This window comes from Glutamicibacter uratoxydans (assembly GCF_006539925.1).
Classification (GTDB): Bacteria; Actinomycetota; Actinomycetes; order Actinomycetales; family Micrococcaceae; genus Glutamicibacter; species Glutamicibacter uratoxydans.
In genome coordinates this window covers 42,797-65,568 of the sequence record NZ_BJNY01000001.1, presented here as the reverse complement: position 1 = coordinate 65,568, position 22,772 = coordinate 42,797, and the positions used below count along the sequence as shown (strand labels likewise).

The 22,772-nt window shown below is 58.5% G+C and carries 31 protein-coding genes and 1 pseudogene; 24 read left to right on the top strand and 8 right to left on the bottom strand.

Going from position 1 to position 22,772, the window contains the following annotated elements; all coding sequences use genetic code 11:
- Nucleotides 1–29: 29 nt before the first annotated feature.
- Nucleotides 30–953 carry a LysR family transcriptional regulator gene (locus AUR04nite_RS00450; protein ID WP_141360842.1) on the top strand — a complete coding sequence of 308 codons (924 nt, stop codon included), beginning with the start codon at nucleotides 30–32 and terminating at the stop codon, nucleotides 951–953.
- Here the strand turns inward: AUR04nite_RS00450 and AUR04nite_RS00445 are convergent.
- Nucleotides 937–1,572 carry a pentapeptide repeat-containing protein gene (locus tag AUR04nite_RS00445; RefSeq protein ID WP_141360840.1) on the bottom strand — a complete coding sequence of 212 codons (636 nt, stop codon included), beginning with the start codon at nucleotides 1,570–1,572 and terminating at the stop codon, nucleotides 937–939. The two genes, AUR04nite_RS00450 and AUR04nite_RS00445, sit on opposite strands and share 17 nt — an antisense overlap.
- Nucleotides 1,573–1,664: 92 nt before the next feature.
- Nucleotides 1,665–2,552, bottom strand: coding sequence for a VOC family protein (locus AUR04nite_RS00440; protein ID WP_141360838.1), 888 nt, complete (start codon nucleotides 2,550–2,552; stop codon nucleotides 1,665–1,667).
- A 269-nt stretch (nucleotides 2,553–2,821) separates the two neighbouring features.
- Between AUR04nite_RS00440 and AUR04nite_RS00435 the strand changes: the two genes are divergently transcribed.
- The 3 genes from AUR04nite_RS00435 to AUR04nite_RS00425 all read left to right on the top strand — a co-directional run bounded on the left by AUR04nite_RS00435 (nucleotide 2,822) and on the right by AUR04nite_RS00425 (nucleotide 5,940).
- The gene (locus AUR04nite_RS00435) at nucleotides 2,822–3,322 is read left to right on the top strand and encodes an Lrp/AsnC family transcriptional regulator (protein WP_141360836.1); all 501 of its coding nucleotides are present in this window, start codon (nucleotides 2,822–2,824) and stop codon (nucleotides 3,320–3,322) included.
- Between the two features lie 171 nt (nucleotides 3,323–3,493).
- Entirely contained in the window at nucleotides 3,494–4,561 is a 1,068-nt protein-coding gene (gene hisC, locus AUR04nite_RS00430) for a histidinol-phosphate transaminase (RefSeq protein ID WP_141360834.1), read from the top strand.
- Nucleotides 4,558–5,940, top strand: coding sequence for an amino acid permease (locus AUR04nite_RS00425; RefSeq protein WP_141360832.1), 1,383 nt, complete (start codon nucleotides 4,558–4,560; stop codon nucleotides 5,938–5,940). Before hisC ends, AUR04nite_RS00425 begins: the two co-directional genes overlap by 4 nt.
- 168 nt (nucleotides 5,941–6,108) lie before the next feature.
- Here the strand turns inward: AUR04nite_RS00425 and AUR04nite_RS00420 are convergent, their stop codons facing one another.
- Nucleotides 6,109–7,362, bottom strand: coding sequence for a tyrosine-type recombinase/integrase (locus tag AUR04nite_RS00420; RefSeq protein ID WP_141360830.1), 1,254 nt, complete (start codon nucleotides 7,360–7,362; stop codon nucleotides 6,109–6,111).
- 88 nt (nucleotides 7,363–7,450) lie between these two features.
- On the opposite strand from AUR04nite_RS00420, the gene AUR04nite_RS00415 reads away from it, so the two are divergent.
- From AUR04nite_RS00415 to AUR04nite_RS00330, 19 genes and pseudogenes are all read left to right on the top strand, one after another.
- The gene (locus AUR04nite_RS00415; RefSeq protein ID WP_170184024.1) at nucleotides 7,451–8,290 is read left to right on the top strand and encodes a RecB family exonuclease; all 840 of its coding nucleotides are present in this window, start codon (nucleotides 7,451–7,453) and stop codon (nucleotides 8,288–8,290) included.
- 4 nt (nucleotides 8,291–8,294) lie between these two features.
- Nucleotides 8,295–9,392, top strand: coding sequence for a hypothetical protein (locus AUR04nite_RS00410; protein ID WP_141360826.1), 1,098 nt, complete (start codon nucleotides 8,295–8,297; stop codon nucleotides 9,390–9,392).
- A gap of 86 nt (nucleotides 9,393–9,478) precedes the next feature.
- Complete coding sequence (locus AUR04nite_RS00405) at nucleotides 9,479–9,913, top strand: hypothetical protein (RefSeq protein WP_141360824.1); 435 nt, start codon at nucleotides 9,479–9,481, stop codon at nucleotides 9,911–9,913.
- A gap of 97 nt (nucleotides 9,914–10,010) precedes the next feature.
- Complete coding sequence (locus AUR04nite_RS00400) at nucleotides 10,011–10,406, top strand: hypothetical protein (protein WP_141360822.1); 396 nt, start codon at nucleotides 10,011–10,013, stop codon at nucleotides 10,404–10,406.
- 74 nt (nucleotides 10,407–10,480) lie between these two features.
- Nucleotides 10,481–11,215, top strand: a complete 735-nt coding sequence (locus tag AUR04nite_RS00395; protein WP_170184023.1) for an AAA family ATPase — start codon at nucleotides 10,481–10,483, stop codon at nucleotides 11,213–11,215.
- An 11-nt stretch (nucleotides 11,216–11,226) separates the two neighbouring features.
- Nucleotides 11,227–11,847 (top strand): RNA ligase family protein, encoded by a 621-nt coding sequence (locus tag AUR04nite_RS00390; protein ID WP_218024608.1) that lies wholly within the window; start codon nucleotides 11,227–11,229, stop codon nucleotides 11,845–11,847.
- Complete coding sequence (locus AUR04nite_RS00385; protein ID WP_141360815.1) at nucleotides 11,848–12,090, top strand: hypothetical protein; 243 nt, start codon at nucleotides 11,848–11,850, stop codon at nucleotides 12,088–12,090.
- The gene (locus AUR04nite_RS00380) at nucleotides 12,087–12,311 is read left to right on the top strand and encodes a hypothetical protein (RefSeq protein WP_141360813.1); all 225 of its coding nucleotides are present in this window, start codon (nucleotides 12,087–12,089) and stop codon (nucleotides 12,309–12,311) included. Before AUR04nite_RS00385 ends, AUR04nite_RS00380 begins: the two co-directional genes overlap by 4 nt.
- A 50-nt stretch (nucleotides 12,312–12,361) precedes the next feature.
- The gene (locus AUR04nite_RS00375) at nucleotides 12,362–12,823 is read left to right on the top strand and encodes a crossover junction endodeoxyribonuclease RuvC (protein ID WP_141360811.1); all 462 of its coding nucleotides are present in this window, start codon (nucleotides 12,362–12,364) and stop codon (nucleotides 12,821–12,823) included.
- Nucleotides 12,811–12,984 (top strand): hypothetical protein, encoded by a 174-nt coding sequence (locus tag AUR04nite_RS17795; RefSeq protein WP_170184022.1) that lies wholly within the window; start codon nucleotides 12,811–12,813, stop codon nucleotides 12,982–12,984. Before AUR04nite_RS00375 ends, AUR04nite_RS17795 begins: the two co-directional genes overlap by 13 nt.
- Before the next feature lie 3 nt (nucleotides 12,985–12,987).
- Nucleotides 12,988–13,167, top strand: a pseudogene (locus AUR04nite_RS18500) (CHC2 zinc finger domain-containing protein); the annotation flags it as partial.
- 43 nt (nucleotides 13,168–13,210) lie between these two features.
- Nucleotides 13,211–13,885: a toprim domain-containing protein gene (locus tag AUR04nite_RS18200; RefSeq protein WP_246055231.1), complete on the top strand. Its 675-nt coding sequence runs from the start codon at nucleotides 13,211–13,213 to the stop codon at nucleotides 13,883–13,885.
- Nucleotides 13,886–13,913: 28 nt separating this feature from the next.
- A complete protein-coding gene (locus tag AUR04nite_RS00360; protein WP_141360805.1) occupies nucleotides 13,914–14,477 on the top strand; it encodes a hypothetical protein in 564 nt (187 codons plus the stop codon).
- Nucleotides 14,478–14,706: 229 nt separating this feature from the next.
- Nucleotides 14,707–15,336, top strand: a complete 630-nt coding sequence (locus tag AUR04nite_RS00355) for a deoxynucleotide monophosphate kinase family protein (protein ID WP_141360803.1) — start codon at nucleotides 14,707–14,709, stop codon at nucleotides 15,334–15,336.
- Nucleotide 15,337: 1 nt separating this feature from the next.
- The gene (locus AUR04nite_RS00350; RefSeq protein WP_141360801.1) at nucleotides 15,338–16,030 is read left to right on the top strand and encodes a hypothetical protein; all 693 of its coding nucleotides are present in this window, start codon (nucleotides 15,338–15,340) and stop codon (nucleotides 16,028–16,030) included.
- A 1-nt stretch (nucleotide 16,031) separates the two neighbouring features.
- A complete protein-coding gene (locus AUR04nite_RS00345) occupies nucleotides 16,032–16,265 on the top strand; it encodes a hypothetical protein (protein WP_141360799.1) in 234 nt (77 codons plus the stop codon).
- A complete protein-coding gene (locus tag AUR04nite_RS00340; protein WP_141360797.1) occupies nucleotides 16,262–17,464 on the top strand; it encodes a metallophosphoesterase in 1,203 nt (400 codons plus the stop codon). The genes AUR04nite_RS00345 and AUR04nite_RS00340 overlap by 4 nt, the downstream gene beginning before the upstream one ends.
- On the top strand, nucleotides 17,461–18,156 hold the full coding sequence (locus AUR04nite_RS00335) for a hypothetical protein (RefSeq protein WP_141360795.1): 696 nt from the start codon (nucleotides 17,461–17,463) through the stop codon (nucleotides 18,154–18,156). Before AUR04nite_RS00340 ends, AUR04nite_RS00335 begins: the two co-directional genes overlap by 4 nt.
- A gap of 7 nt (nucleotides 18,157–18,163) precedes the next feature.
- Nucleotides 18,164–18,526 (top strand): Na+/H+ antiporter NhaA, encoded by a 363-nt coding sequence (locus AUR04nite_RS00330; RefSeq protein WP_141360793.1) that lies wholly within the window; start codon nucleotides 18,164–18,166, stop codon nucleotides 18,524–18,526.
- 84 nt (nucleotides 18,527–18,610) lie between these two features.
- Here AUR04nite_RS00330 and AUR04nite_RS00325 read toward each other — a convergent pair whose 3' ends face one another.
- Both AUR04nite_RS00325 and AUR04nite_RS00320 read right to left on the bottom strand, forming a co-directional pair.
- Nucleotides 18,611–18,820, bottom strand: coding sequence for a hypothetical protein (locus AUR04nite_RS00325; RefSeq protein WP_141360791.1), 210 nt, complete (start codon nucleotides 18,818–18,820; stop codon nucleotides 18,611–18,613).
- 11 nt (nucleotides 18,821–18,831) lie between these two features.
- Nucleotides 18,832–19,563, bottom strand: coding sequence for a hypothetical protein (locus AUR04nite_RS00320; RefSeq protein WP_141360789.1), 732 nt, complete (start codon nucleotides 19,561–19,563; stop codon nucleotides 18,832–18,834).
- On the opposite strand from AUR04nite_RS00320, the gene AUR04nite_RS18495 reads away from it, so the two are divergent.
- Nucleotides 19,466–20,344, top strand: a complete 879-nt coding sequence (locus tag AUR04nite_RS18495) for an HNH endonuclease signature motif containing protein (protein ID WP_407646631.1) — start codon at nucleotides 19,466–19,468, stop codon at nucleotides 20,342–20,344. The two genes, AUR04nite_RS00320 and AUR04nite_RS18495, sit on opposite strands and share 98 nt — an antisense overlap.
- Before the next feature lie 232 nt (nucleotides 20,345–20,576).
- Here AUR04nite_RS18495 and AUR04nite_RS00310 read toward each other — a convergent pair whose 3' ends face one another.
- The 3 genes from AUR04nite_RS00310 to AUR04nite_RS00300 form a co-directional block, all read right to left on the bottom strand.
- Nucleotides 20,577–20,828 carry a hypothetical protein gene (locus tag AUR04nite_RS00310; RefSeq protein ID WP_141360785.1) on the bottom strand — a complete coding sequence of 84 codons (252 nt, stop codon included), beginning with the start codon at nucleotides 20,826–20,828 and terminating at the stop codon, nucleotides 20,577–20,579.
- Between the two features lie 32 nt (nucleotides 20,829–20,860).
- Nucleotides 20,861–22,288, bottom strand: a complete 1,428-nt coding sequence (locus tag AUR04nite_RS18020; RefSeq protein WP_218024606.1) for a pyocin knob domain-containing protein — start codon at nucleotides 22,286–22,288, stop codon at nucleotides 20,861–20,863.
- Nucleotides 22,289–22,423: 135 nt separating this feature from the next.
- A complete protein-coding gene (locus AUR04nite_RS00300; RefSeq protein ID WP_141360783.1) occupies nucleotides 22,424–22,771 on the bottom strand; it encodes a hypothetical protein in 348 nt (115 codons plus the stop codon).
- Between the last annotated feature and the right edge of the window lies 1 nt (nucleotide 22,772).

Here is a 22,772-nt window from a genome sequence, read left to right as displayed (position 1 = left end):
ATGATTTCCATAGCGATATGCTATGCAGTATGAATCTAGAGCAATTGCGGGGCTTTGCCACGATCGCCCGCGTGGGCCACTTCACACGCGCAGCCGAAGAATTGCACCTCACGCAGCCTTCGCTCAGCCGCCAGATCGCCACCCTTGAACACGATCTGGGATCGGAGCTCTTCCACCGTGCTCGCGGCAACATCACCCTGACCGCCGCCGGCCAGGCATTGCTGCCGCTGGCGTCAAGGATGCTGGCCGACGAGGAGTCGATCAGGGTGGAAATGGCGGAGCTGGCAGGGCTTCGCCGCGGACGCGTCAGGCTCGGCGCTCCCCCGACGCTGTGCGTCTCGCTGGTTGCTGAAGTCCTCTCCGAGTTCCGCGGCAGGTATCCCGGTATTGAGCTTCACATCGCCGAGGCAGGCTCCCGGGTGCTGCTCGAACAGCTGTCTGGCGGACAGCTTGACTTGGCGCTGATCGTCACCAGCGAACATGCGGTGAACGAGGCCACCTTGGAGCACACCCCGCTGCTGCGCGAACGCCTGGTGGTGGCCGACTCGCCGGACGGCGTACTTGGGCCAAGGCAGGCAATAGACCTCAAATCGCTCTCCGCGATCCCGCAGATCGCCTTCTCCCACGGCTATGACCTGCGCGCCGCCACCATGGCCGCCTACCGCGAACGCGGCCTGGCGCCGAACGTGGTGATCGACGGCGGAGAGATGGACGCGGTCCTGCGCTTCGTCCAGGCAGGGTTGGGCGTGGCTGTTGTCCCAGCCACCGTGTTGACCCAGAGCACGGCGTTGCGTGCGGTGCAGCTGGAAGATCCTCAGCTGCAGCGCACCATCGGCTTGGCGCACCGCCGCGATGTCACGCTCACTCGGGCCGCAGCGGAAATGCAGGCAATGATCATTTCCACCGCCAGCGAGCTGGCAGGGCGGTTTGCGCAGATCAGTACGTTATCTTGAGCCCGACGTGGACCGCTAGCTGCTCGGCCAGCCCCGAAAGCTGCAAAGAATTGATGCTGGCACCGCGCAGCCCTGGAATCCCGTCCACCGATGCAAAGTCCAGCCCCTGCAGCTCAACGGAATTGAGCTTTGCCTGATGCGCGGCCAGCACCGCGGTGCGGCAGTCGGTGAACCGCACGCGCGTCGCTTCGCCTAAATCCAGCTCGTCGAACTGGCAGTTGCGGAATTCGACATCTCGCAGCTTGGCACCGCGCAGGTTCAGCCAGCCGAACTTGCAGTTCTGCACAATGACCGAATCCCAGGTCGAATCCGCAGCGTCGGCCGAACCAAAGCGGCTGTGGCTGATGCGCACATCGTTCAGGTGCACCCCGGTGCCCTGGAACACCGGTGCATTGACCTGGTTGAGCTCGCACTGGATCAAGCGCGCAGCGCGCAGCGAGAGGGTCAGGGCGTTCAAGGACGTGAAGGCGCAGTCCTCGAAGCGGGCACCATCGGCCTCGAATTCCTGGCTCAGGGAGCTGAACTCCAAGGCGTCGATATAGCCGGCATCCAGCAGGTCCCCGGGCAGGCCAGCGGCAAGCTCCGGCAGGACGAAATGGCGGATTTTTGGTGCAGGCATGGCGCTCCCGTGTGCAGTTCTGAAAATGCTGGCGATCAACTACCAGCCAGCCTACCCAGTGCCCCCGACAGCGCCGGTGCGCAACCCGCCGCCTAGAATTCGTCGATGACGAGCTTCTTCATTCCCATCATGTGCTCGAACGCGTTGGGGCGACTCATCAGTTCCCCCATATTGGAAGGGACAATTTGCCAGCTGACGCCGAATTTATCGGTCAGCCAGCCGCACTGCTCCGCCTCGGGCACCGCCGAAAGCGCGTCCCACACCCTGTCGATTTCCTCCTGCCCGTCGCAGTCCCACTGCAGGGAGACGCCAGGGGTGAAGTTCAGGTCCTGGGCCACGCCCGAGTCCATCGCAGAAACAATGTCCGGGCCTAAGGTGAAATCGCTGAACATGACCGATTGCGTGTTCACCACGTCATTAGCCTGCTCGTAGTTGAACTTCGCCTTGATCTCGCCGCCCAGCAGCCCCGTGTAGAAGTCGATGGCTTCAGCCGCCTTGTTCTGCGCTGCCCCGGCAAACATCAGGTTCGGAATCATCAGCGGTGCAGGTTCTCCTGCAGGGTTGGTGAGCATCAGCTGCCAGCTGACCCCGTAGCGGTCGGACACCCAGCCGTAGCGCGGGCTGAAAGGATACTCGCCCAGCGGCATCAGCACCGTCCCGCCGTCCAGCAGGGCCTCCCACGCGGCATCTAGCTGCACGGCGGCGTCTTCCATGGCAGAAGGATCAAAATTCAAGATCAGCGAGATGGAAGGATTCGGCGAAAATTCGGGACCCGCATTGATCAAGGTCAGCTTGGTGCCGCCCACCCACACCGAGACGGTCAATGCCTGGCCTGCCAGCGGTTGCTGGAAATCGGCAAGCCCTTCTTCCGGGTAGCGCGATTCAACTTCCATGGTGGTCTGCGGAAGCGCTGACGCATAGAACTGCCCGGCTTCCTCGGCGGTGCCATTCATCCAAAGATTAACTGTGAGCTGCTGCATGGCCTTATCCCCTTGATGTGTATGCTGCACGGCTTGCCGAGCACTACGCTACGTCAGCATTGCCCGGCGCGGAATAGGCTTCATCAACTTTTCAGCCGCAGTTAAATCCTTGTTGTCTGCGCTCCGCCGAGACCAGTTTGCTGTGAGCTATCCCATCTTTCTCCATGACATGGGCCACCACCGCCTTTAACGCGAGTTAGCCTTAGAGACAGGGCGCACAATGGCGTGTGTCCTGCAACAAGTAGCGGCAGAGGCTAAGGAGCAAGGCCATGCGCATCGACCAATTGGACGCAGACCTGATTGATCTGCTGACCGAGTCCCCCATGCTGCCGGTGATGGAGTGCGCCCGCCGCCTGGGCGTAGCCCGCGGAACCGTCACCAGTCGGCTGGCAAGGCTCCATGATGCGGGAGTCATCCAGGGAATCGTCCCTCGCATCCAGCCGGCAGGCTTCGGCTACACGCTGGTCGCCTTCTGCGCGGTGGAGATCGTGCAGAAATACGGGCACGACCCGGTGGCCAACGCGTTGGAAGCGGCGATCCCGGAGATCATCGACATGTATACGGTCACCGGCAGCTCGGATCTGCAGCTGCGCGTGGTGGCCCGCACCCCGGAAGATCTCCAGGACATCTTCAACCGCATCAATACGGTTCCCGGTGTCGCCCGCACGTCCTCAGCCTTCGCGCTGCATGAGCACTTCCAAGGCCGGACGCTGCCCCTGGTGGCAGCCTGCGCCAAAGAATCAACAACAGCTATACAGAATGACCAGTAAATCGGCCGCCTGACCCGCAATCGCTATACAGCCTGCACAGTACTGGCGAAAGCGATTGAAACCACAGATTAACGCCATCTAAAGTCATAGTCTGTGAGTCGCGCCACGCGAGCATATGAGCGGGGTTACCCGCACCCCGATTTTGCGCCCATGGTCTTCAGAGAGGAACCCATGACCCTTCACCAGCGCCCATCTTTGCAGTCTGTTCCCGCATACAAGCAGGGAAAGCCTGCGGCCGCTGGAGCCTCGAAACTCTCATCGAACGAGTCTCCACACAGCCCACTGCCATCGGTTCTCGACGCCATCAGCGAAGGCCTAGGCACCATCCACCGCTACCCGAGCATCGCCGCCCCGCAGCTGACCGCTGAGCTGGCAGCCCTGCACCAGGTGGACCCGCAGCACATCACCCTGGGCGCAGGTTCCGTAGAGGTCGCAGCACAGCTGATCCACGCGGTAGCAGCCGAAGGCGACGAGGTCATGTACGCATGGCGCTCCTTCGAGGCGTACCCATCGCTGGTGCGCATTGCCGGGGCAACCCCTGTCGAGGTGCCGCTGGATGCCGACTCCAAGCACGACCTGCCGGCAATGCTCGCGGCAGTCACCGAGAAGACCCGCCTGATCTTCATCTGCAACCCGAACAACCCGACCGGCACCGTGGTCGAGGCCAAGGCCCTGGAAGACTTCATCGCCGCCGTTCCGCGCGACGTGCTGATCGTCATCGACGAGGCCTACGTGCACTTCGACCGCTCGGCAGTGCGCGCCGACGGAGTGGAGCTTTTCAAGAACAACCCGAACGTGGCTGTGCTGCACACCTTCTCCAAGGCCTACGGCCTGGCAGGCCTGCGCATCGGCTACGCCATCAGCCCGCTGGAAGTGGCAGAGAACCTGCGCAAGGTGGCGATCCCGTTCGGCGTCTCCGATCTGGCCCAGCGCGCAGCGGTGGCATCGCTGCACGCAGCCGACGAACTGTCTGTACGCATCAACGAGGTCGTCGCCCAGCGCGAGCGCATGTACGAAGCATTGGAAGTCGCCGGCTACCCGGTAGTGAAGTCCCAGGCGAACTTCGTGTGGATCAACGCAGGCGATGACACCCTAGACATCGAAGCCAAGCTGGCAGACGGCGGCGTCGTAGTCCGCGCCTTCCCGGGCGACGGCCTGCGCATCTCCTCCGGCTCGGAGCTGGACGTGGACCGCGTCATCGCAGCCCTTGCCTCCGTCCGCGAAGGAGCCCAGGCATGAGCGAGTCCACCGATACCCAGCTGCATGCCGGGCTGACCCAGCGCCAGATTTCCATGATGGGCCTGGGCGGCGCGATCGGCGCCGGCCTGTTCGTCGGCTCCGGCCAGGCGATCTCCATTGCAGGTCCTGCGGTGCTGATCTCCTACCTGCTGGCGGGCACCGTGATCATCGTGGTCATGGCGATGCTGGCGGAAATGGTCGCGGCGAACCCGTCCTCGGGCGCGTTCAGCACCTTTGCCCACAAGGCCATGGGACGCAGCGCTGGCAGCACCCTGGGCTGGCTGTACTGGATCCAGCTGGTTGTCGTGGTGGCAGCAGAAGCCACCGGCGCGGCGGCGATCGTCGCCGAATGGTTCCCGAACGTCCCGCAGTGGGGCTGGGTTCTGCTCTTCGTGGTCGCCCTGACCGGCGCCAACCTGCTTGGCGTGCGCAACTACGGACGCTTTGAATACTGGTTCGCTGTCATCAAGGTCGCGGCCATCATCATCTTCCTGGTCTTCGGCGCCCTGGTGCTCAGCTACATCGTTCCCACCGATGCACCGGTGGGCCTGGGCAACCTCGCTGCCCACGGCGGCTTCGCACCGGGCGGCATGTCCGGCATCGCGGCGGCTGTGCTCATCGTGATCTTCTCCTTTGGCGGCACCGAAGTGGTGGCCATCGCCGCTGCAGAATCCGACGATCCGGCCGGCAACATCAAGCGCGTGGTCCGCTCCGTGATGGCACGTATCCTGGTGTTCTACCTGGGCTCCATCCTGGTGATCGTTGCCATCGTTCCTTGGAACGATCCATCCATCCTCGTCGGCCCGTTCGCCGCAGCCCTGGACGTCCTGAACGTCCCAGGCGTCGGCACCGTCATGAACGCCGTCGTGGTCATCGCACTGCTTTCGGCAATGAACGCCAACATCTACGGCTCCTCGCGCATGCTCTTCTCGCTGGGCAAGCGCAAGCTGGCCCCGGTGGCAGTCACCCACGTGACCGGAAAGGGCGTACCGGCCAAGGCCGTGCTCAGCTCGGTAGCCTTCTCCTTCCTGGCAGTGGGCCTGAACTGGATCTGGCCTGACCAGGTCATGCCGATCCTGCTGAACGTGGTGGGCTCGACCATCATCGTGATCTGGACCTTCATTGCGGTGACCCAGCTGATCCTGCGCCGCCGCGCAGACAAGAACGGCGAGCACCTTCCGGTCCGCCTGTGGGGCTTCCCGTACCTGTCGATCGCCACTCTGGTGGTCTTGGCAGGCATCGTGGCGGTCTCCATGACCGACACCGCGGCCCGCACCCAGCTGCTGCTGACCGCAAGCCTGACCGCAGTCATTTGGATCGTCTCCAAGATTGCACTGCGCAACGTGCCTGAGGTCGTGGAGTTCCAGGAAGTTTCCTAGTTCTTCACCCGGCAATGCTCCAGCCCCCTCGGGACTGGAGCATTGCTCTTTAAGTACTCGAATTGCGATTCTCGCGGATCGGAGTACTGTGATTCATGGAGGGGCTATAGCTCAGTTGGTAGAGCGCATCGTTCGCAAGAATAGTTCTTTCCGCGTCAACACAAGGCATCAAGCCTTACTAGTGACCTTAAAGTGTCCACCACTTTCAAGCACGTTATCGAGCCTTCCCACACTGTCCATCAGGTCATCCATGAACAGGCCAGCATAGGTATCCAGTGTCATGGTTGCCGTAGCGTGCCCAGCAATCGCCTGAACCACCTTGATGTTCGCACCAGACTTGATCATCAGCGACACCGCTGTATGCCTGAGGTCGTGGAACGTCATGACTGGTATGTCTACGCCATTGGCGCGTAGGCGTTGGATGGTTGGGCGCAGCGTCCTGGTGTTGTAATTGTTGTTTCGCAGTGGTGGCCCACCCTTCTTGAACGAGAACAGTAGGCCACTCGGGCGTTCCTTCATGACCGCTCGCAGGTCTTCAACGATCACAGCGGGGATTGGCACGCGCCGAGTCGCACCACTCTTAGGCGGCGTCTCGATGTGGTAGCCATCAAGCTCTGATAGTGATCGTTGGACAGTGATGATTCGCTCGCTCAGGTTTACGTCGGAGGCCCGAAGCCCGTTCATCTCACCCCAACGCAGACCGCACAGTCCGCTCAGGAGAATGCCGAGCCGGTAAGGTTCTGGCATTGCGTCATGAAGTGTGAACAGTTGGTCGGCTGTCAGGTAGATGTGTGGCTTCTTCACCTTGGCGACAGGCGTGTAGGTTGATTCGCCAGCCGAGTTGAGTGCAGGGTTGTTCACTACTACGCCCATGCGAGTTGCGTGCTTCATCAGCGTCTTGAACGTGACAGCAACACTCTTGCGACCCGACTCCCCTAGTGGGATGGTTCGCTCGTCGTCTTCAGCGAGCCCGTGCTTGAGCTTGTTGCCAGCGATCAGGTGTGCGCCAGCGTCAACGAACCCGTCAGCCTTGCTGCCACCACTCCGACGCTTCATCCCTGCAACCCATGCGGACACGTCTTCATGCTTGATGAACCCGACAGGTGTTGAACCCCAAACGGGTTCGATGTAGGCGCGCCAGTGGCGTTCGTATCGGATGCGCGCACGGTCAGCCGTAGGGCCACGACCATTCGGCCCAGACGTACGCATGAGCATCTGGAAGTCTTTCCACACGTCCGAAACTGTTGTGCGCTCAGCCGTCTTAGGGTCAACCCACGTGCCAGCGTCACGCTTAGTAAGCTGGTCGCGCTGGAAAGCTTCAGCCTGCCGCTTAGTCGCAAAGGACTGGCGTTTGCGTACGCCGTTGACACGGTAATCGACCCGCCACGGCTTGGACTTTGATGATGTCTTTGTTACTGCCATAACCTAAATGGTAGGTCATTTGACATGTCATGACTAGTCACGTATTGTTGAGATTGTTCAAGAGGAAAGGAACAAAATAGCCCTTGAATTGACGACGCCAAAACGGCGCAGTGTTAGCCAGCTAAGCTCCTACGCCTCGTGCGGTGAAGCTTACCGGCTACAGAGAGTGGCGAGAGCGCCACAAAGACCAGCTGCCTGGTTCACACACGGAAAGGCAGCTCACCACGGGATTGAAGAGTTCGAAAAGAACCGACGAACCCAAAGCAGTAAAGAAATCCAGTCCATCGTGGAGTCCTACTACACGGAAGAGATTGGTAAAACCCGAGAGCAGTGGCCCGACGAGGCGGCTTGGATGGTCGGAGGTCGGAAGTCCGGCTGGAAAGATATCGAAGACCGACTCGGACAAGCCATCTGGCAAGTCAATGACTACCAGCGACTAGCCAAAGAGCACGAAGACGAGTGGCGTGTAATCGCTACCGAGCTTGAGTTCACCATCACCCTTGGCGGTGTTGAAGTCTACGGCTTCATCGACCAGCTAAGAAAGTACCGTGATGGCCGAGTCATTCCGGTCGACTTGAAGTCCGGCTCGAAGCTACCGGGTAACGCTCAGATCCAGCTAGGCACTTACGCTCTAGCGGTCGAGCAGCTTATGGGCATCCCCCGCCCAACCGAAGGAATCATCCTTCACCTTGGAAGGCCAGCCACCGCACATGGCAAAGAGAAGCCTTCAAAGGATCACTCGTACGACCTAACCCACTGGACGCCTGAACGTCTCGGCGCTTTATACGCCCAGATGGACACGGCAGAACGTCTAGGTCTGTACCTCCCTAACCCGACAGCGGACTGCGAACGCACTTGTGGCTTGGCCCAGTATTGCATGGTCAAAGGCCATGTCCCGTCCGCTGAACAGTACGAAAGGAAAGCATAGAAACATGCCAGTTATTTTGAACGACAACGGTGTTGACGCCCGTTACCGTATCGAGGTCGACAAGGACAACGGCCAGGTCTTGGTGACTGAGGGCACCGCGAAGACCGTTGAGGTCGTTGGCCAGCCGAACCAGACCTTGTTCCTGCGCAACTCTGACGACCTCAAGCAGCGCTTGGAGGGCGAAGGGAACGTGAGCGCTGAGGTAGCCGTGGACGACGATCCAGAGCCGGTGGAGCCGGTGCGCCAGCGTGTGCCCCTAAAAGCAGGCGTCAATCCTTACGTCGACGCCAACGAGGTCTACATCGGGCAGGGCTTCGACATTGAGGATGACGTCCCTGGTGGTGCTGATGGCTACGAGATTGAGAACATCAACTCGGGCGTAACGATCTTCAGCCTTATTGGCGATGGTCGCTTGCATTTGAGCGAAGATGAACGCCTCAAGCTGGCAATCCGACTTCTTTCCGTTGAGCCTTATAGCATTCGTCTCCCTGATGAGACTGGCGTCCGGTTCAAGGCAGAAGACGATGCCGATCGCTCAGGAGGAAAGGCTATCGGCTCTGCAATCTTCCAGCTCCACTCAGTGCTTGAGCAGCGCAAGCATGAGGCCGAAGTTGCCGAGTGGGAGAAGGAGCATGAGGCGTGGAAGGCTCGCCAGCAGGACACGGATGAGGCCAAGGCGCTGCATGAGCTCGTTTACCGCCGAATGCTTGAAGTCTACGAAAACGACACCGCAAAGATTGGCGAGGCTGAGTCAGCGGGCGTTCTAGAAAGTCGCTACTCAGGCGTATATGCGAACTATCGAGCTGTCATCCTGAGTGAGTTGAACGATGCTGGCACCACCGCCACTATTCGCCTCGAAGTTTTGAAGGCCGAAGAGGTCGCCAAGGATGTTGAAGATTACGCACTGGACGCCATTGCCTACAAGTCCCTCGCTGATGACAAGGGCTGGTCATTTGTCGGCGGGGATCTAAATGAAGTGAAGCGCCGGTATGACTGGTCATTCCCACAAGAGCTGGACAAGTCCAAGAAGCTTCTCGACGCTCTGGGTGTCACCGCAGTCAAGTACGTCGAAGCCCACGGCATCGACTACCCGGCCAAGTAGCCACACACAGTTTTACGGGCCGGACGCCCCGCCAAAGCCGTCCAAGAACGAAACCACCGTTACACACGAAAGAGAGTCAAATAACTTTGACCAACGCATTTGTCGCAGCAGCAACCCCTTCTGGCAAGTACGCCAAGTTCAAGACTGTTGGCGACAGCATCACCCTCAAGATTACCGGCAAGGTCACTGAGCGTCAGCAGCGCGAGTACGGCACCAACGAGCCAAAGACCTTCCCGTCGGGTGATCCGATCATGGAGCAGTTGATTCCAGGTCTTGACTTGAACGCCCCTTCGGAAGAAGAAGCCCCAACCGTCCTGTGCGTGGACAAGAAGACCATGCGCGCAGCAATCGGCAAGGCTCTGATCGAGAAGAACGTTGGGGAGCCTCAGGTCAACGGCACCATCAAAGTCACCTTCAGTGGCTACGGTGTTGGCAAGAACCCGTCGAACCCTCCGAAGGACTTCACCGCTGAGTACTGGCCAGCTCAGGCGGCAGCTGGTGCATGGGGTGGCGACAACTAGCCCCTAACCCAACCCTTCATTTGCTTGGCCGTGACGCGTCACTGACATGTCACGGCCAAGCGTTCCAACCCCCTCAAGCTTTTGAAAGGACAAGCCTATGAGTGACGCTTTTGAGGTCACTATCGAGTCTCATGACCCGTTGATCAAGGCGAAGCTGGTCGTGAAGGCTGACACGGTTCAGGCGCTACATGATCGTCTTGTTGCCACCGTAGATGCCGCTAGCTTCTCGTTGATTGGCGCTGCTGTTTCGGCCATGCGTGACGAAGCTGAAGCTCAGCGAACCATTGGCGAACGGTTGGAGGGTCGACCAGACGACGCGCCAATGGACACGCCACCGACCAGTCAGGCTGAGTCAGCCTCACCCGCCGAGAAGCCGTCAAGCAACCCTTGGAGCGACGAACAGTCCGCGCCGAACCTGCCAGCGTCAAGCGCCCCGCCAGCCCCTCAGGGTGGCGACAGTAGCCTCCCACCGTTGCCCAAGTGGGCGCAGTAGGGGTCGCCTAGTTGCAGTCGCTTACTCAGGCGTTACGAAGGAACGCTGCCAGCGGTGAACCAATCATGTCGCCCGTGCAAGCGTTCAACGAGAACGGCGTCCACTTCCGCAAAGGCCAGCTCAGCATGATCGTCGCCGGACCTGGCAGTGGCAAGTCGTACCTCATCCAAGCAATCCTCCACCACGGCGACCGAGGAAGAGCAGTCAACTCCTGCCTCTACTTCAGCGCCGACACCGGCCCAGACGTCATCTACAAACGAGCAGCGTGCCTAGCTACCGGCTACACGTCGTCGGCTGTAGAAGACATGATGGCCAACCATAATACGGAGTCCATTGATCAGGCGATTCACCAAACCGAATCCCACATCACATGGAACTTCACACCCAACCCGAGCGAACAGTACGTCATCGACGAGCTCAAAGCCTACGAGGGAACCTACGGCCACTTCCCTGAAGTGATCGTCATGGACAACCTCAAAGACCTTTACATCGAAGGTATGGAGGCTGACGAGTTCCGCTCGCTCGAAGAAGCGTGCATCTTCCTGAAGAACCTAGCCAAGCTGACAGGCAGCGCAGTCCTCGCGCTCCATCACGCTGGAGGTGCTTTTGAGGATGGCACGGCGATCATCCCGCTGTCTGGTGTGCGAGGCAAAGTCTCGAAGACGCCAGCAGTGATACTCACTCTCGCCCGCTCAGGGTCGGACATGAAAGCCAGCGTCGTCAAAAACCGCAACGGTCGCGCAGACCAGTCCGGTAAGTGGTGGCTACCAATTCATGCCGACCTTGAACGGGGCAAGTTCGAAGGTTAGAAAGGAACATTTTGACCGCAGAAGTAATCAGCATTGTCCACGAGGACAAGTACGCACCAACCTTCGAAGCGTGGCCAAAGACTCCACGACTGAACAAGACCATCCACATCTCGGAGAAGGTTGACGGCACTAACGGCGCAATCATCATCACCCCAGATGGCCGGGTAGCAGCGCAGTCGCGCAACCGCCTCATCACTCCCGGCAAGGCGACCGACAACTACGGCTTCGCCTCCTGGGTTCATCAGAACGCTGGCGTCCTGCGCGACGTTCTCGGCGTCGGACGCCACTTTGGTGAATGGGCTGGCAAGGGAATCCAGCGTGGCTACGACCTGGAAGAACGCACGTTCTTCTTGTTCAACCCGCGTTGGACTGAAGAGGTCAAAGAGGTGGATCGTCTTGAGGTCATCCCCCAGTTGGGCGTCTATGGTCGCTTCGACTCGTGCTTCATTGAAGACACTCTTCAGCATCTCCTGGACACCGGCTCGCACGTAGACGGAGGCAAGACCGCACCCGAGGGTGTGATCGTCTTCCACTCGGCCTCGAAGCAGGTCTACAAGGTGCTTGCTGAACACGATGACATTCCGAAGAGTGTTGCCGAAGCGATGCGCCCCGACCTGCGATTGGTGGGCTAAATGCCGGAAGTTCTCGAAGGCGAAATCATCGAAGACGCCGTACGCGTCCCCTACGAGCTGGACGGCGAGAAGAAGCTTGCGCTCGTTGGGCTTGAGGCTAATCAGATGATTCTTGTTGCGCACGGCCTCCATCTATTGGTGAACGCGTTAGAGCATGAGCCACATGATCCCGACCAGCTTGTTTCGATCAAAGAGTTCTTTCACGGCATGACGACCATTGCGGAAGAGGTGCGGTCGCTATGAGCATGAGCGCAAACCAACTAGAAGAGACCATTGCTGAAGCTCAACGCTTCGTGGCCAAGGCGCAGCATCTTTGCGCCAAGCAGAAGCAGCACGAGAAGGACGTGGCGAACGACGACCTTCATTGGTCGGAGTGGACGGACGTGTCGCCTAAAGACACTGGCGCGGTGCGCAGAGCCTCAATGGACTTGACTCGCTCGCTAGCAGACTTGAGGCGAGTATAAGTAGCACTCTCGCCGTGGCGGGGATTGACCCGTCCTTGAGCGCAACAGGCATGGCATGGCCAGACGGTTCGTTGGAGACGATCAAGACCAAGCCAGCCGATAAAGACTGGCGGCTAGTTGAGATTGCCGACACCTCCGACAACGGATTCATCCACCAGAGCCCAGACCTGGTGGTCATGGAGGACTTGCCAAGGAACGCCATGCACGCAGGAATCACCGGCATGGTTCAGGGCGTCATTAGGGAAAAGCTTCAACGGCATTGCATCCCCTACGCCCTCGTCGTCCCGTCCACCTTGAAGAAGGCGGCAACGGGCGACGGCAGGGCCGACAAGAAGAAGATGCTCGCCCATTACACGCAGGCCACCAGCCTCGTGAACAAGGACGACAACCAGGTAGACGCCTTCTGGCTACGTCAGGTCGGCTTAGCGCTGACCGGGCAAGAGCATCACCTCGCAGACACATCAACCCTCAACAAGGTGAAGGAGCCTGAAGGAATCACATGGCAGCTGTAGAAACCGAGAACATAACGATCAGCCGGGCTGAATACGACCAGCTTCAGCGCGACAGCGATTGGTTGCGCGCTCTAGAGCAGGCCGGTGTAGACAACTGGGAATGGTACGGCGAAGCCCAGGACCTCTACGAGTCATGGCAGCCGGAGAACGACTGCGAGTAACCGTTGTCAGATGCACCTAAGCCGTCCATTGAGTTAGTTCTCGAATACTACGGCGCGGTCATCGAACCGGGAAGGGCATCGGGCCAAAAGGTTCGGTGCCCCTTCCACGGCGAGGACAAGAATCCCAGCGCCGTTTACAACACTGACAAAAACACTTTCCACTGCTTCGCCTGCCCAAGGCGTGGCGACTCGTACCAACTGATCATGGAGGAAGAGAATATCGACTTTGGCGACGCTCAGCGATTCGCGCAGGAACATGAATGGTTCAGCGGTGGAGTCGTATCATCAGCAGCTCTTCAGCGAGAGCGGACAATCAGCTCACCGTTACCTAACGGAAGACCGAGGGTTGTCCGAAGCAACCATACGAGCGTTCAAACTGGGCGTCGTCGCCGACCCCGCATCGGGGCACAGTAACTACCGGGGGCGCATCTGCATCCCCTACCTAGTGCCCAACGGCGACGTCATGAAGCTACGGTTCAGGGCCGTTCCACCCTATGAGGGTAACGCCAAGTACCTGGACGTTGCTGGCGGGTCGCCACGCATGTTCAACACTCAAGCGCTCACGCGTGGTGGGCGAACCATCTACATCACTGAGGGCGAAGTTGAAGCGATCACGCTGACACAGCTCGGATACCCGGCTGTTGGCATCGCAGGAACGCAAGCATGGCAGCCACACTTCAAGCGCATGTTGGACGGTTACAGCCGAATCGTTGTGACCGTGGACAACGACGATGGTGGCGCTGGTGTGGAGTTCGCCAACCATGTGTCCGCTGAGATGGAAGACCACGAAGTTATCCACGTGAAAGCCCCTGAAGGTCACGACATCAACAGCCTCTTCGTCGCGGAGAGTGCTGACGCCGTGAATGACCTGATGCGTCGGGCACTTTCAACCCACTCGTAAACCCCTAACCCGTTCCTTGAAAGGACTAATGACTACTGACATTCGACGAGCAGCATCGAAGCTTGCCATGGACGACGTGCGTTCAGGCTGGCTCAAGCCCAAGAGCATTGTGCAGTCCCGTAAGTTCCGTCTGGCACGTTACTTGACTGGCAAGCCGTACTGGTTGCATTCGATTGAGTGCGACGGCGTGCACATCACAGAGTACTGGTCGACCGACAAGCATCATCTGGTCGAAGCGTCCGTGATTGAAATCCTCGCAGGCGGTAAGAATGCCGGCCATAAGAAGGGCACACGCGGTTTCGAACAGTTGCGCCTTCATGTTGAGCAGTGGGCGTTGAAGGCGTTTGATCACCGCAACTTCGAAGCCTACGGCATGACTGTTGGATCGCTCGTGGAGGTTCGAGACACCAACTACTTCGGTGGCCAGAAGCTCATGGGCGAAGTCACTGAGGTTGACCCGGAAGACGACGACTTCAACGTGTGGGTGAAGTTCCCCGGATTCCCCTACCTAGTGTTCAACCATTCTGAGCTGAAGGTTCGTCAGCTGCCGGTGAAAGTCCCAATGAGTTTGGCGCTCCCCGCAACAGTTTGAGCGAAGACGTACCCGAGTCAGAGGCGTGGTGGCGCGTCGTAGAAACCTACGGCGTGCACCGCAACCGTGGAGGGGTCATGCAAGTTGTGGCGCGTGAGCGAACGCATGGCCCCTACCGGAACCTTGAGAGCGCTGAGCACGCGCTAACAGTGCTTGAGGGCATTCGCGCCCATAGACCCAACCCGAACGAAATCAGCGGCTTGTTCGCTGTTGAGAAAGGAACAATCGTATGGCAGGAAAACTAACCCTAATCGGCCTGACCGGCTACAAGCAGCACGGCAAATCAAGCGTTGCAGACCATCTAGTCAAGAAGCACAGCTTCACTCGCCTTAGCTTCGCTGGCCCATTGAAGGCGATGGCTGACCGCATCAACCCAGTGGTGGGCATTCACGCCTACCAGGATGGTGACGAGTTTGTGGCTGAGCCAATCCACTTGGACGTGGCGCGCGAGCTCCACCCGAATGAGGGCGAGCTGAAAGAGGCTTACCCGCTTTACCGGCTGTTCCTGCAGCGTCTCGGCACTGAGGGGTTGCGCGAGATTGATGATCTGTTCTGGATCAAATTGCTGGACGCGGAACTTGGATCGCTCTACAAGGCTGGCGTAAGTCGTGTCGTCATTGACGATGCTCGATTCCCTAACGAGGGCGAGTACTTCCACGCCGGCAAGGACGAGGGAATCAATGCGTCCCTCTGGCAGGTGACGCGCCCCGGCGCTGGCATCCCCGACGACACCCACGCCTCCGAAGCCTACGTGGGCAGGCTTGGCGAAGAACGCCACTTGAAGAATGCGGGAACCATCGAAGAACTTCACGACCTGGTGGACGCCGTGGTCGCACCATACTTGAATGAAGGGAACTAGCTTGAGCAATTTGCGAGTTATTTACGTAGTCGAAAGCGACAACACGACGCCTCGTCTCGATGGCGTTAGCCTGCCACCTGGTGCGACTTGGTGCTCGCCCAACTATGCGGTTAGGCGATGCGGTGATTCAGGAAGTGCCAACATCGTATGGGTCGTGAGGGGCAGGACGGAAGCTGCCAAGGCAATCCGAGAGAATGGCACTGGTCGCATCAGCACTTACTCAACACCTGACGCGAATGATTGGCTCAAGGAAGTAGCGGACGATCCTGCTGATTGCTCTTCACCTTGTGGCAACATTCTCGCAGTTCCGGCCGTTGGGTTGGCATCGACCGAGGCGGGTCGACGCGCTCAGACTGAGGACGCCTATGGCATCCCAGGTGCCCGACTCGCCCTTGGCGGCAAGGTTAATCCCGAGAAGGTGCAGGAGAGCATCAACCGAGCCATTGCCGGTGGTGGTCTAAAGCTCCCTGAAGAGCCCAAGGCTGAGCCACGCACCACACTCGTTACGCAGGTAGAAGTCATGGACGCTGTTGACCCCATCGGTGACACTCTCCACTACGCGAAAGAAGCGGCAGGCGTTGACCGTGACGCGTTCCCCGAAGACGGCCTCGTCAGCATCCAGTGGACAAAGGTTCATGGGCGTACCAACTTACGCAAGTTTACGATCACTGTCGACTTCAAGGAGTCCAACTAGCTTGTCAGCCATTCTGGCGAATCTAAACCCTTCCGGCGCACGCGTCGACAAGGTTGAAGCAGCCTACAAGGCCTGCACCCCCGAAGAGCAGAAGGCGCTAGCTGAAGCACTCCACTCCCCCATGTTCACGGCGACAGACATTGCTCGTTCGTTGAACAGTGCTGGGCATGAGTTGTCGTCTGCGCAGGTCGTTCATTTTCGTAGAAAGCTTCGTGAAGGAAAGGTGTCCCTTTGAGCCTGTTGGAGGAACTGACGAAGACACGGCAGGTTGCTGAAGAGCGTGCCATCGAGAAGGCCACACCTGCTGGGTGGCGTCCAAGCGTCCGCACAGACGACGGGACAGCAACAGTTGTATCGAAGCCTTACGAGTCTGGCGTTACCCCTGACGAGCGGGAACTGCTGACCGCGCACGGGTTCGATCCAGAACTGTGGATGATCACTGGTGGCGTCCGCTCCACCTCGTGGGACGTCTACATTCCTAAAGGCGCACAGGGCGAGGACGGCGAGTGGAAGGACAAGTTCTATGCTTTCCGCTTCAACGCCGTAGAACGCCCTCAGGGACGCGTAAACGTTGACGAACTGCTGGAAGTCCTTGACCGCGTAGTGGAGCTCCCAGTGCGCCAGTATGCCCATCGAGACGGTAGTGACCGCTCCTACGTTGTAGCGTTCGGCGACCTTCAGTTGGGAAAGGTGGATGGTGATGGAACTGAGGGAACCCTGCGCCGTTTCAATCAGTCTGTCGAACGGGCGAGAGCGGCAATCGCGGACATGCGTGTTGGCAAGCTGGGCCATGTACACCTCGTGTTTGCCGGTGACTGCGTGGAAGGTTTCAACAGTCAGAAGGGCACAAACGCTTGGAGGACTGAACTTACCATCACCGAGCAGGTGCGTGTACTACGCCGACTCATGCTTCATGCAGTCACTCAATTGGCTCCGCACGCTGATCGACTCACAGTCGTCAGCGTTCCAGGCAACCATGACCGAGCCATGCCTGATACTCACAAGACACGTTCAGACGACTCATGGGCCATCGAAGCCCTTGAAGCGGTGCGCGATGCACTTGAACTGTCAGGCAACTACAACCACGTTGAGTGCTACGTGCCAGGCGTTGACGAAGAGGCCGTAACCCTCAGTGTTGGCGGTCGCACCCTAACCCACATTCACGGCCACCAGACCCGCTCACAAGCGAAGCTCTGGGACTGGTGGAAGGGGCAGACGTTCGGCAAGCACGCATCGGGTGACGCGGACATTCTTATCCACGGCCACTACCACCACTGGCACTCAGAGGCTAAGGGCGACCGGCTCATGATTGGCCTCCCAGCCTTGGAGTCCGAGTCGGCATGGTGGCGGCAAACTACCGGCGAGACGGGCAACCCGTCAGGCCTCACCTTCACCCTCATCGACGGCAGCATTGGAGACATTAACTTCGTATGAGCGAAACCCCACGACGAACCACCTTCGAAGAACGCATGGCCTCCTACCTTGAACCAGTAGACGACAAGCCGACAACCTTCGAAGAGTTCCAGCACAAATACTGGGAAGTCGTTCACAACGTCTGCAAGAAGATCGGACGCACTAGCGCAACCGTCGAAGCGGAAGACCTTGAGCAAGACGTCTGGGTTTCCATGCAGGAGAAGGATCACTGGAAGAAGATTCTCGACTATGAGAAGAGCATCCCCGGTGTCCTGAAGAAGCAAGCCGAACGTCTAGCCACTAAAGAGCGTGTCGACTACATGCACTTCAGCGGCTCTTACATGTACACGCCGAAAGATGTGCGTCGAATCTTGTCCGAGTCCGTCTGGTGCGAAGCCGAGAAAGCCCCAGACATTGAAGGGCGCGTCGACGTCCGACGAGAGTTTGACAAGCTCGTTGAAGCGAGACGGCTGGCCATCTACAAGCGGTACGGTCACGGCTTTGACAGCTTCGAACTAACGCGGAGTGAGCAGATGGCTTTCTATCGTGGCATCGACCAGATCACGGACAGGCTGAACATGGCAGCCAAGTTCTACTCGTACAGCTACGAGAACTCCCTGTCGGATGAGCTTGGAGTCGAGTCTGACACTCCCGAGATTAGGCGCGAACGTCGCGCCAACCAAGCAACCAACTTCCTCAACGGAAAGGACTAACAACCCCTTGAAGATTCTCAAGACGACCCTCACCATCCTTGCAGTAACCGTCCTGGCATTGCTGGCCATCGCAGGATTCCTTGCGGTGCAGGCACTCATCATTGCTGGTGGGGCGTGGTTCGCCTTCATTGTTGCTGGATGGTTCGGTTGGTTCGCTGGCGTAGGGTACTCGGTGTACTTTGCGGTTGGCATCTGCTTCTGGGCTTTCACGATTGTGACCATGCTGCCGACTGTTGGCAAGCGCAAGTTCGTGAACGACTTGTACACGGCTCACTTGAAGCAGAAGCGTGCGAATCGTCGTAAGAAGTTTGAAGAGTTTACTGAGGCGTTTGCTGACATGATTGAAGCCCAGTTCAGCGACAAGAAGTAAACACCCTTTAATGTAGAAAAGACCCCCTCGGTCGCATTGACGTAAATGTCTTTGCGACCGAGGGGGTCTTTTCGTGTTTAAGTACTATTCGGCTACATGCGCGCCATGCTCAGCGCCAGCATTGGTTACGTTACCTTCAGCAACCACAAGGCCAAGCCCTGCGCCCGCGAGGGCAATCCACAACTGGGTGGTTTCGCCGTCGATCCAGCCGTACGCTGCCGCAAGTGCGATGCCTGCCAAGATGACGCGGTAAAGGTACTTGCGACCCTTCTCGCTCTTGATGAACTTCTCCATACTGTTTCCTCCTACTGTCCGTTGTTAGCGTTCAACCAGCGCTGAATCGCTTCGTAAGTCATGACGTCTGGCTTGCCGTCCAAGATGCCCTTGTAGTGCTTGCGATCCTTGAGGTAGCGCTGGAACTCGTACCAGAACCAGTAGCCAGGCTTGCCGTCCACGTAGAGCTTCAAGCCCTTTGGGGTCTGCTTGTAGTAGCCGACGTCCTGCAACCAGTTCATGAGGTCGGTGTAGCCGAGACGGCCGATCTTGCCGTCCCACTGCTTGTTCTCGCGGTAGCCCAACTGGTGCATGAGAATCTGGATTGCACCCTGCTCCCACGCCTTGAAGTTGCCATTGATCTTCAAGTCCACGTAGTCGGTCGGGAAGACGGTGGAGCCGTTCGGGGTGTTGGAAGGCGACTGATCTTTGACTGGCTTCACCTTGGCGTCAGAAGGCTTGCCAGACGGTGCGACCTTGCCCAGCCCCCACGAGCCTCCACGCTCAGCAGCATCAGTGTGCTTGATGGACACGTGAATGTGCTTGGTGTGGGCGTTAGCACCCTCATAGGGGCGCCATCGAGTGCCACCCCAGATGCGACGATTCCAAATCACATACGAAACGCGCGGGTCATAGATGACCGCGTTCAGGAAAGTGTCAACGTTGATGCCGTCCTTGTCGACGTCAATCGCGCGAACCACACCACCGGACTTCCAATCGGGGTTGTGGTCAGACACCCTGGCGGCATGGGATACATCGCCCACGGAACCATCGGATGCCTTGTCCCTGTTTGGCCATTTAGCGTTTGTTTCGTTGCGAAGATCGACTAGCGAGGGGGCAGTGTACCAGTTGGGCACAATGAATCCCACCTTTCGTGGTATGATTAACCTAATGTTTTCTTTTGGAGACGACGAGAAACGCCGCTTCTGGACTCGCGTAGAGCAAGGCCCGAACGGATGCTGGATATGGGTGGGCGGCAAGCGTGGCAACGGCTACGGGCAGTTCGCCATCAAGACCAGTGAAGGTAGATGGACTCAAACCACCTCGCACCGCTGGGCGTACGCATCATGCGGTAACGAAATTCCCTCCGGCTGGGAGGTTGACCACCTATGCAAGGTTCGAAGTTGCGTCCGACCTGATCACTTAGAGGCCGTGACGGTTGCTGAGAATAGACGTAGGCGCGACCTGGGGCATCCGCTTGAATGCGACCGAACGATTCGACCACTGCCGGAGATTCCGTCAAAGCCAGAACCGCCAGCAAAACGCGACAGAACTATCGAATGTCGGAATGGCCACTTGTTCGCAATTGTTGGCAAGGTGCGAAACGGGGCCAACTCGTTCACATGCGCCAAATGCTTGTCTGACTGGCAAGCCAAGCGGCGCACCGGAACCCGACATGGCACTGAAAGCCATTGCCCCGCTGGTCACGAATACAGTGAAGACAACACTTACGTTCGAGTGAGGCCTAACGGTTCACGAAGCCGAGAGTGCAGGTCATGCATTCGCAAGCGCAACCGGGAGCGCAAAGCTCAGACTCGCCACTAACCATCCCGCCGAGCGTCACTAAATCCCCGTGACGCTCGGCTTTTTCTATGCCCTACACATGGGAAGTATCCCCGACCCAGCCGTCAGAACCCTTGTCGCGCGCAGGCCATTTGGTGTTGGTTTCAGAGCGCAGGTCGTCAAGAGACTTTGCTAGATGAAAAGACATTTGCATTTGAACCCCTTTCGGGCATAAGAAAAGCCCCGACCAGATGGTCAAGGGCTATGCGAATAATTAAGGCGTTGATTGATACATGATGCGTATCGGCGTTTTCAGCACCTTGCCAATGGCTGGGTACGTCTGCCCCGTCGATGCCGAAATAGTCCTGCTCTCGCTCGTTCCGTCTGTCCACTCGTAGGTGATCGGAGCATTGGCCTGCGGCCGCCATCCCACCGGTACAGCAAATGGAGAACCGCCCGCGTCACCGCCAGTCGTATCGAGTGCAGTAATTTCAAGGATCACGAAGTTATCGCTGAGCTTCGTCACCGTAGCCTCGCCTGTCCAACCGGTACGGAAGGTCAGGCTATTGGGGGGGGGGTGGCAGACGGCCATGCATCATTGGTTCGATACGTCACTTGGAAGCTCAGCAAATCGGCTGTGTTCGCTCCTGAATACCACGTGTTCGGGCCATTCACCTGAATCAATCGCACAATCGGTCCAGCCCCAACTCCGACTGGCACACGTAGCTCCTGCGTGGCCGCCGGGCGAAACCCGACCGGGAACGAGGTGAAGATGTTCTGCGATCCTGAAGTGGCAACGGTGAGCCCCCGAACACTCAGCGTTACCAGGTCACTCTGTCGGCTGACGGTAATCGTCGTGGCAGTTACCCCCGGAAGCAAAAGCCCGGCAAGGCTGATATCACCAGTTGAGCCAGCAATAAGACGCTCAGCGCCAGCGAATGCGTCATATTGGTATGCGGCCCAGCCGACAGCGTTATTGAACCTCGTTGAGCTAAATTGCTCCCACTGAGTAAAAGTTGTTCCTTCTCGATGTCGAATAAGAATCATCTTCGGAATCTGCCCGGTGATCGACCGGCCGAGGATCTTCATTGTCTGCATCACCGAGGAGGAACCGCCCCAGTTCGCCACCTCAATCTCGCACCGTGCACCAGAAGCAGTTACCTGTGCTGCGGCAATCGGTGGATACCCGTTAGCTGGGGTGATGTTGGCTGACGTGTTTTGGTAGTACAGACCTGGCGCGATGACGGTGTCCAGGTGTGTACTACCAAGAGCAGTTCCCGTAGTCCACCCACCAGGGTCACCCTTCGCTCCCTTGAGCCAAGTGATGAAGTCCGCCTCGGTGCCCGTATTCCCCAGCCGCAGCCAAATTTGGTAGGCCGACAGCCCATCGAACGCTCCGGCGGCCGCGTCATCACGGACGGACTGGGCAAGCGCTTCAGCGTCAGCGGCAGACTGCGCCGACTGGGCCGAGGACTCTGCTGACGCCTGAGCGGATGCTTCAGCGCGATTAGCTGCCGCTTCAGCTTGTGGGAGCCCGTAACCCGGCGAGGATGGCACGGGCGCAACCTTCGTCAAGTCCTGCGTACTCCCCGCAGGCAGGAACATATCATGCTCGTTGAGTGCTGGCTGGCCATAGTTAGTCGGCTTGAACGCATACGAAACCTTATACGTCCAGTTCGTCACACCACCGTTAGGGTCGTCAGTGGCGAACAGTCGCATTCCACGCTGGCCAGCTTTCAACGGATCGGACGGGTCAGGCGTGCACAAGTACCCCTCATCATCAAGGATGCCAGTGATAGGTACGCGCAGGACAGTGACCGGCGGTGAGGCGTTAGCGTTCGGTTGATGCCCAATAGTTTGGGTGAAGATGATGCGCCCCTGCGCCGGAATGACGTCAGGGTCATCTCCCACGTCAGGCCCGTCAGCGACCCCGACACCGAAACGGCCTGTCACAAGTCCAGTCTGTAGCGTGTTCTCAACGCTCACCAGCAACCCCCAAGAATCGTTGTAAGCCCATCTGAGGGCATAAGAAAAGCCCCAACAATGTCAGGGCAGTAATGATTGTTTACGGCGCGCACACAGCCATTTGCGACCGTGTGCGCGCCAGTAAGAGCGTGGAGTCTAGACGACCTCCACAGGCCCAGTATTTAGCTCCACACTCTCAGGACGCTTAGGCCGACCCGGTGGATCAGCAAAGCCAGAAGCCTCATAGTCCTCCCACGCCAGCCCCCAGTCCCGATGCTCCAAGTACCCCTTGAACGCTTTCTTCTCACGCTCACGCGAACGGCCAAGGCTAGCCAACGCATCCTCCAACGAGGACTCATACGTGTTCAGCACCTTCTCCATGCGGTCAAGGGGGTCGACGCGCTTGTCAGCGAACGCCTTCAAAAGAAGGAATAGCCCGGTCATGACTGCCACAATAATTGGCGACGTCCATGCGAGCTGTTCCCAGTTGAAATCTTCTTCCAAC

Bases quoted from the DNA above. Each gene is read 5' to 3' on its own strand.
- AUR04nite_RS00450 (WP_141360842.1), top strand. From the start codon at position 30: ATGAATCTAGAGCAATTGCGGGGCTTTGCCACGATCGCCCGCGTGGGC.
- AUR04nite_RS00445 (WP_141360840.1), bottom strand. From the start codon at position 1,572: ATGCCTGCACCAAAAATCCGCCATTTCGTCCTGCCGGAGCTTGCCGCT.
- AUR04nite_RS00440 (WP_141360838.1), bottom strand. From the start codon at position 2,552: ATGCAGCAGCTCACAGTTAATCTTTGGATGAATGGCACCGCCGAGGAA.
- AUR04nite_RS00435 (WP_141360836.1), top strand. From the start codon at position 2,822: ATGCGCATCGACCAATTGGACGCAGACCTGATTGATCTGCTGACCGAG.
- hisC (WP_141360834.1), top strand. From the start codon at position 3,494: ATGACCCTTCACCAGCGCCCATCTTTGCAGTCTGTTCCCGCATACAAG.
- AUR04nite_RS00425 (WP_141360832.1), top strand. From the start codon at position 4,558: ATGAGCGAGTCCACCGATACCCAGCTGCATGCCGGGCTGACCCAGCGC.
- AUR04nite_RS00420 (WP_141360830.1), bottom strand. From the start codon at position 7,362: ATGGCAGTAACAAAGACATCATCAAAGTCCAAGCCGTGGCGGGTCGAT.
- AUR04nite_RS00410 (WP_141360826.1), top strand. From the start codon at position 8,295: ATGCCAGTTATTTTGAACGACAACGGTGTTGACGCCCGTTACCGTATC.
- AUR04nite_RS00400 (WP_141360822.1), top strand. From the start codon at position 10,011: ATGAGTGACGCTTTTGAGGTCACTATCGAGTCTCATGACCCGTTGATC.
- AUR04nite_RS00385 (WP_141360815.1), top strand. From the start codon at position 11,848: ATGCCGGAAGTTCTCGAAGGCGAAATCATCGAAGACGCCGTACGCGTC.
- AUR04nite_RS00380 (WP_141360813.1), top strand. From the start codon at position 12,087: ATGAGCATGAGCGCAAACCAACTAGAAGAGACCATTGCTGAAGCTCAA.
- AUR04nite_RS00375 (WP_141360811.1), top strand. From the start codon at position 12,362: ATGGCATGGCCAGACGGTTCGTTGGAGACGATCAAGACCAAGCCAGCC.
- AUR04nite_RS17795 (WP_170184022.1), top strand. From the start codon at position 12,811: ATGGCAGCTGTAGAAACCGAGAACATAACGATCAGCCGGGCTGAATAC.
- AUR04nite_RS00360 (WP_141360805.1), top strand. From the start codon at position 13,914: ATGACTACTGACATTCGACGAGCAGCATCGAAGCTTGCCATGGACGAC.
- AUR04nite_RS00355 (WP_141360803.1), top strand. From the start codon at position 14,707: ATGGCAGGAAAACTAACCCTAATCGGCCTGACCGGCTACAAGCAGCAC.
- AUR04nite_RS00335 (WP_141360795.1), top strand. From the start codon at position 17,461: ATGAGCGAAACCCCACGACGAACCACCTTCGAAGAACGCATGGCCTCC.
- AUR04nite_RS00325 (WP_141360791.1), bottom strand. From the start codon at position 18,820: ATGGAGAAGTTCATCAAGAGCGAGAAGGGTCGCAAGTACCTTTACCGC.
- AUR04nite_RS18495 (WP_407646631.1), top strand. From the start codon at position 19,466: ATGCCGTCCTTGTCGACGTCAATCGCGCGAACCACACCACCGGACTTC.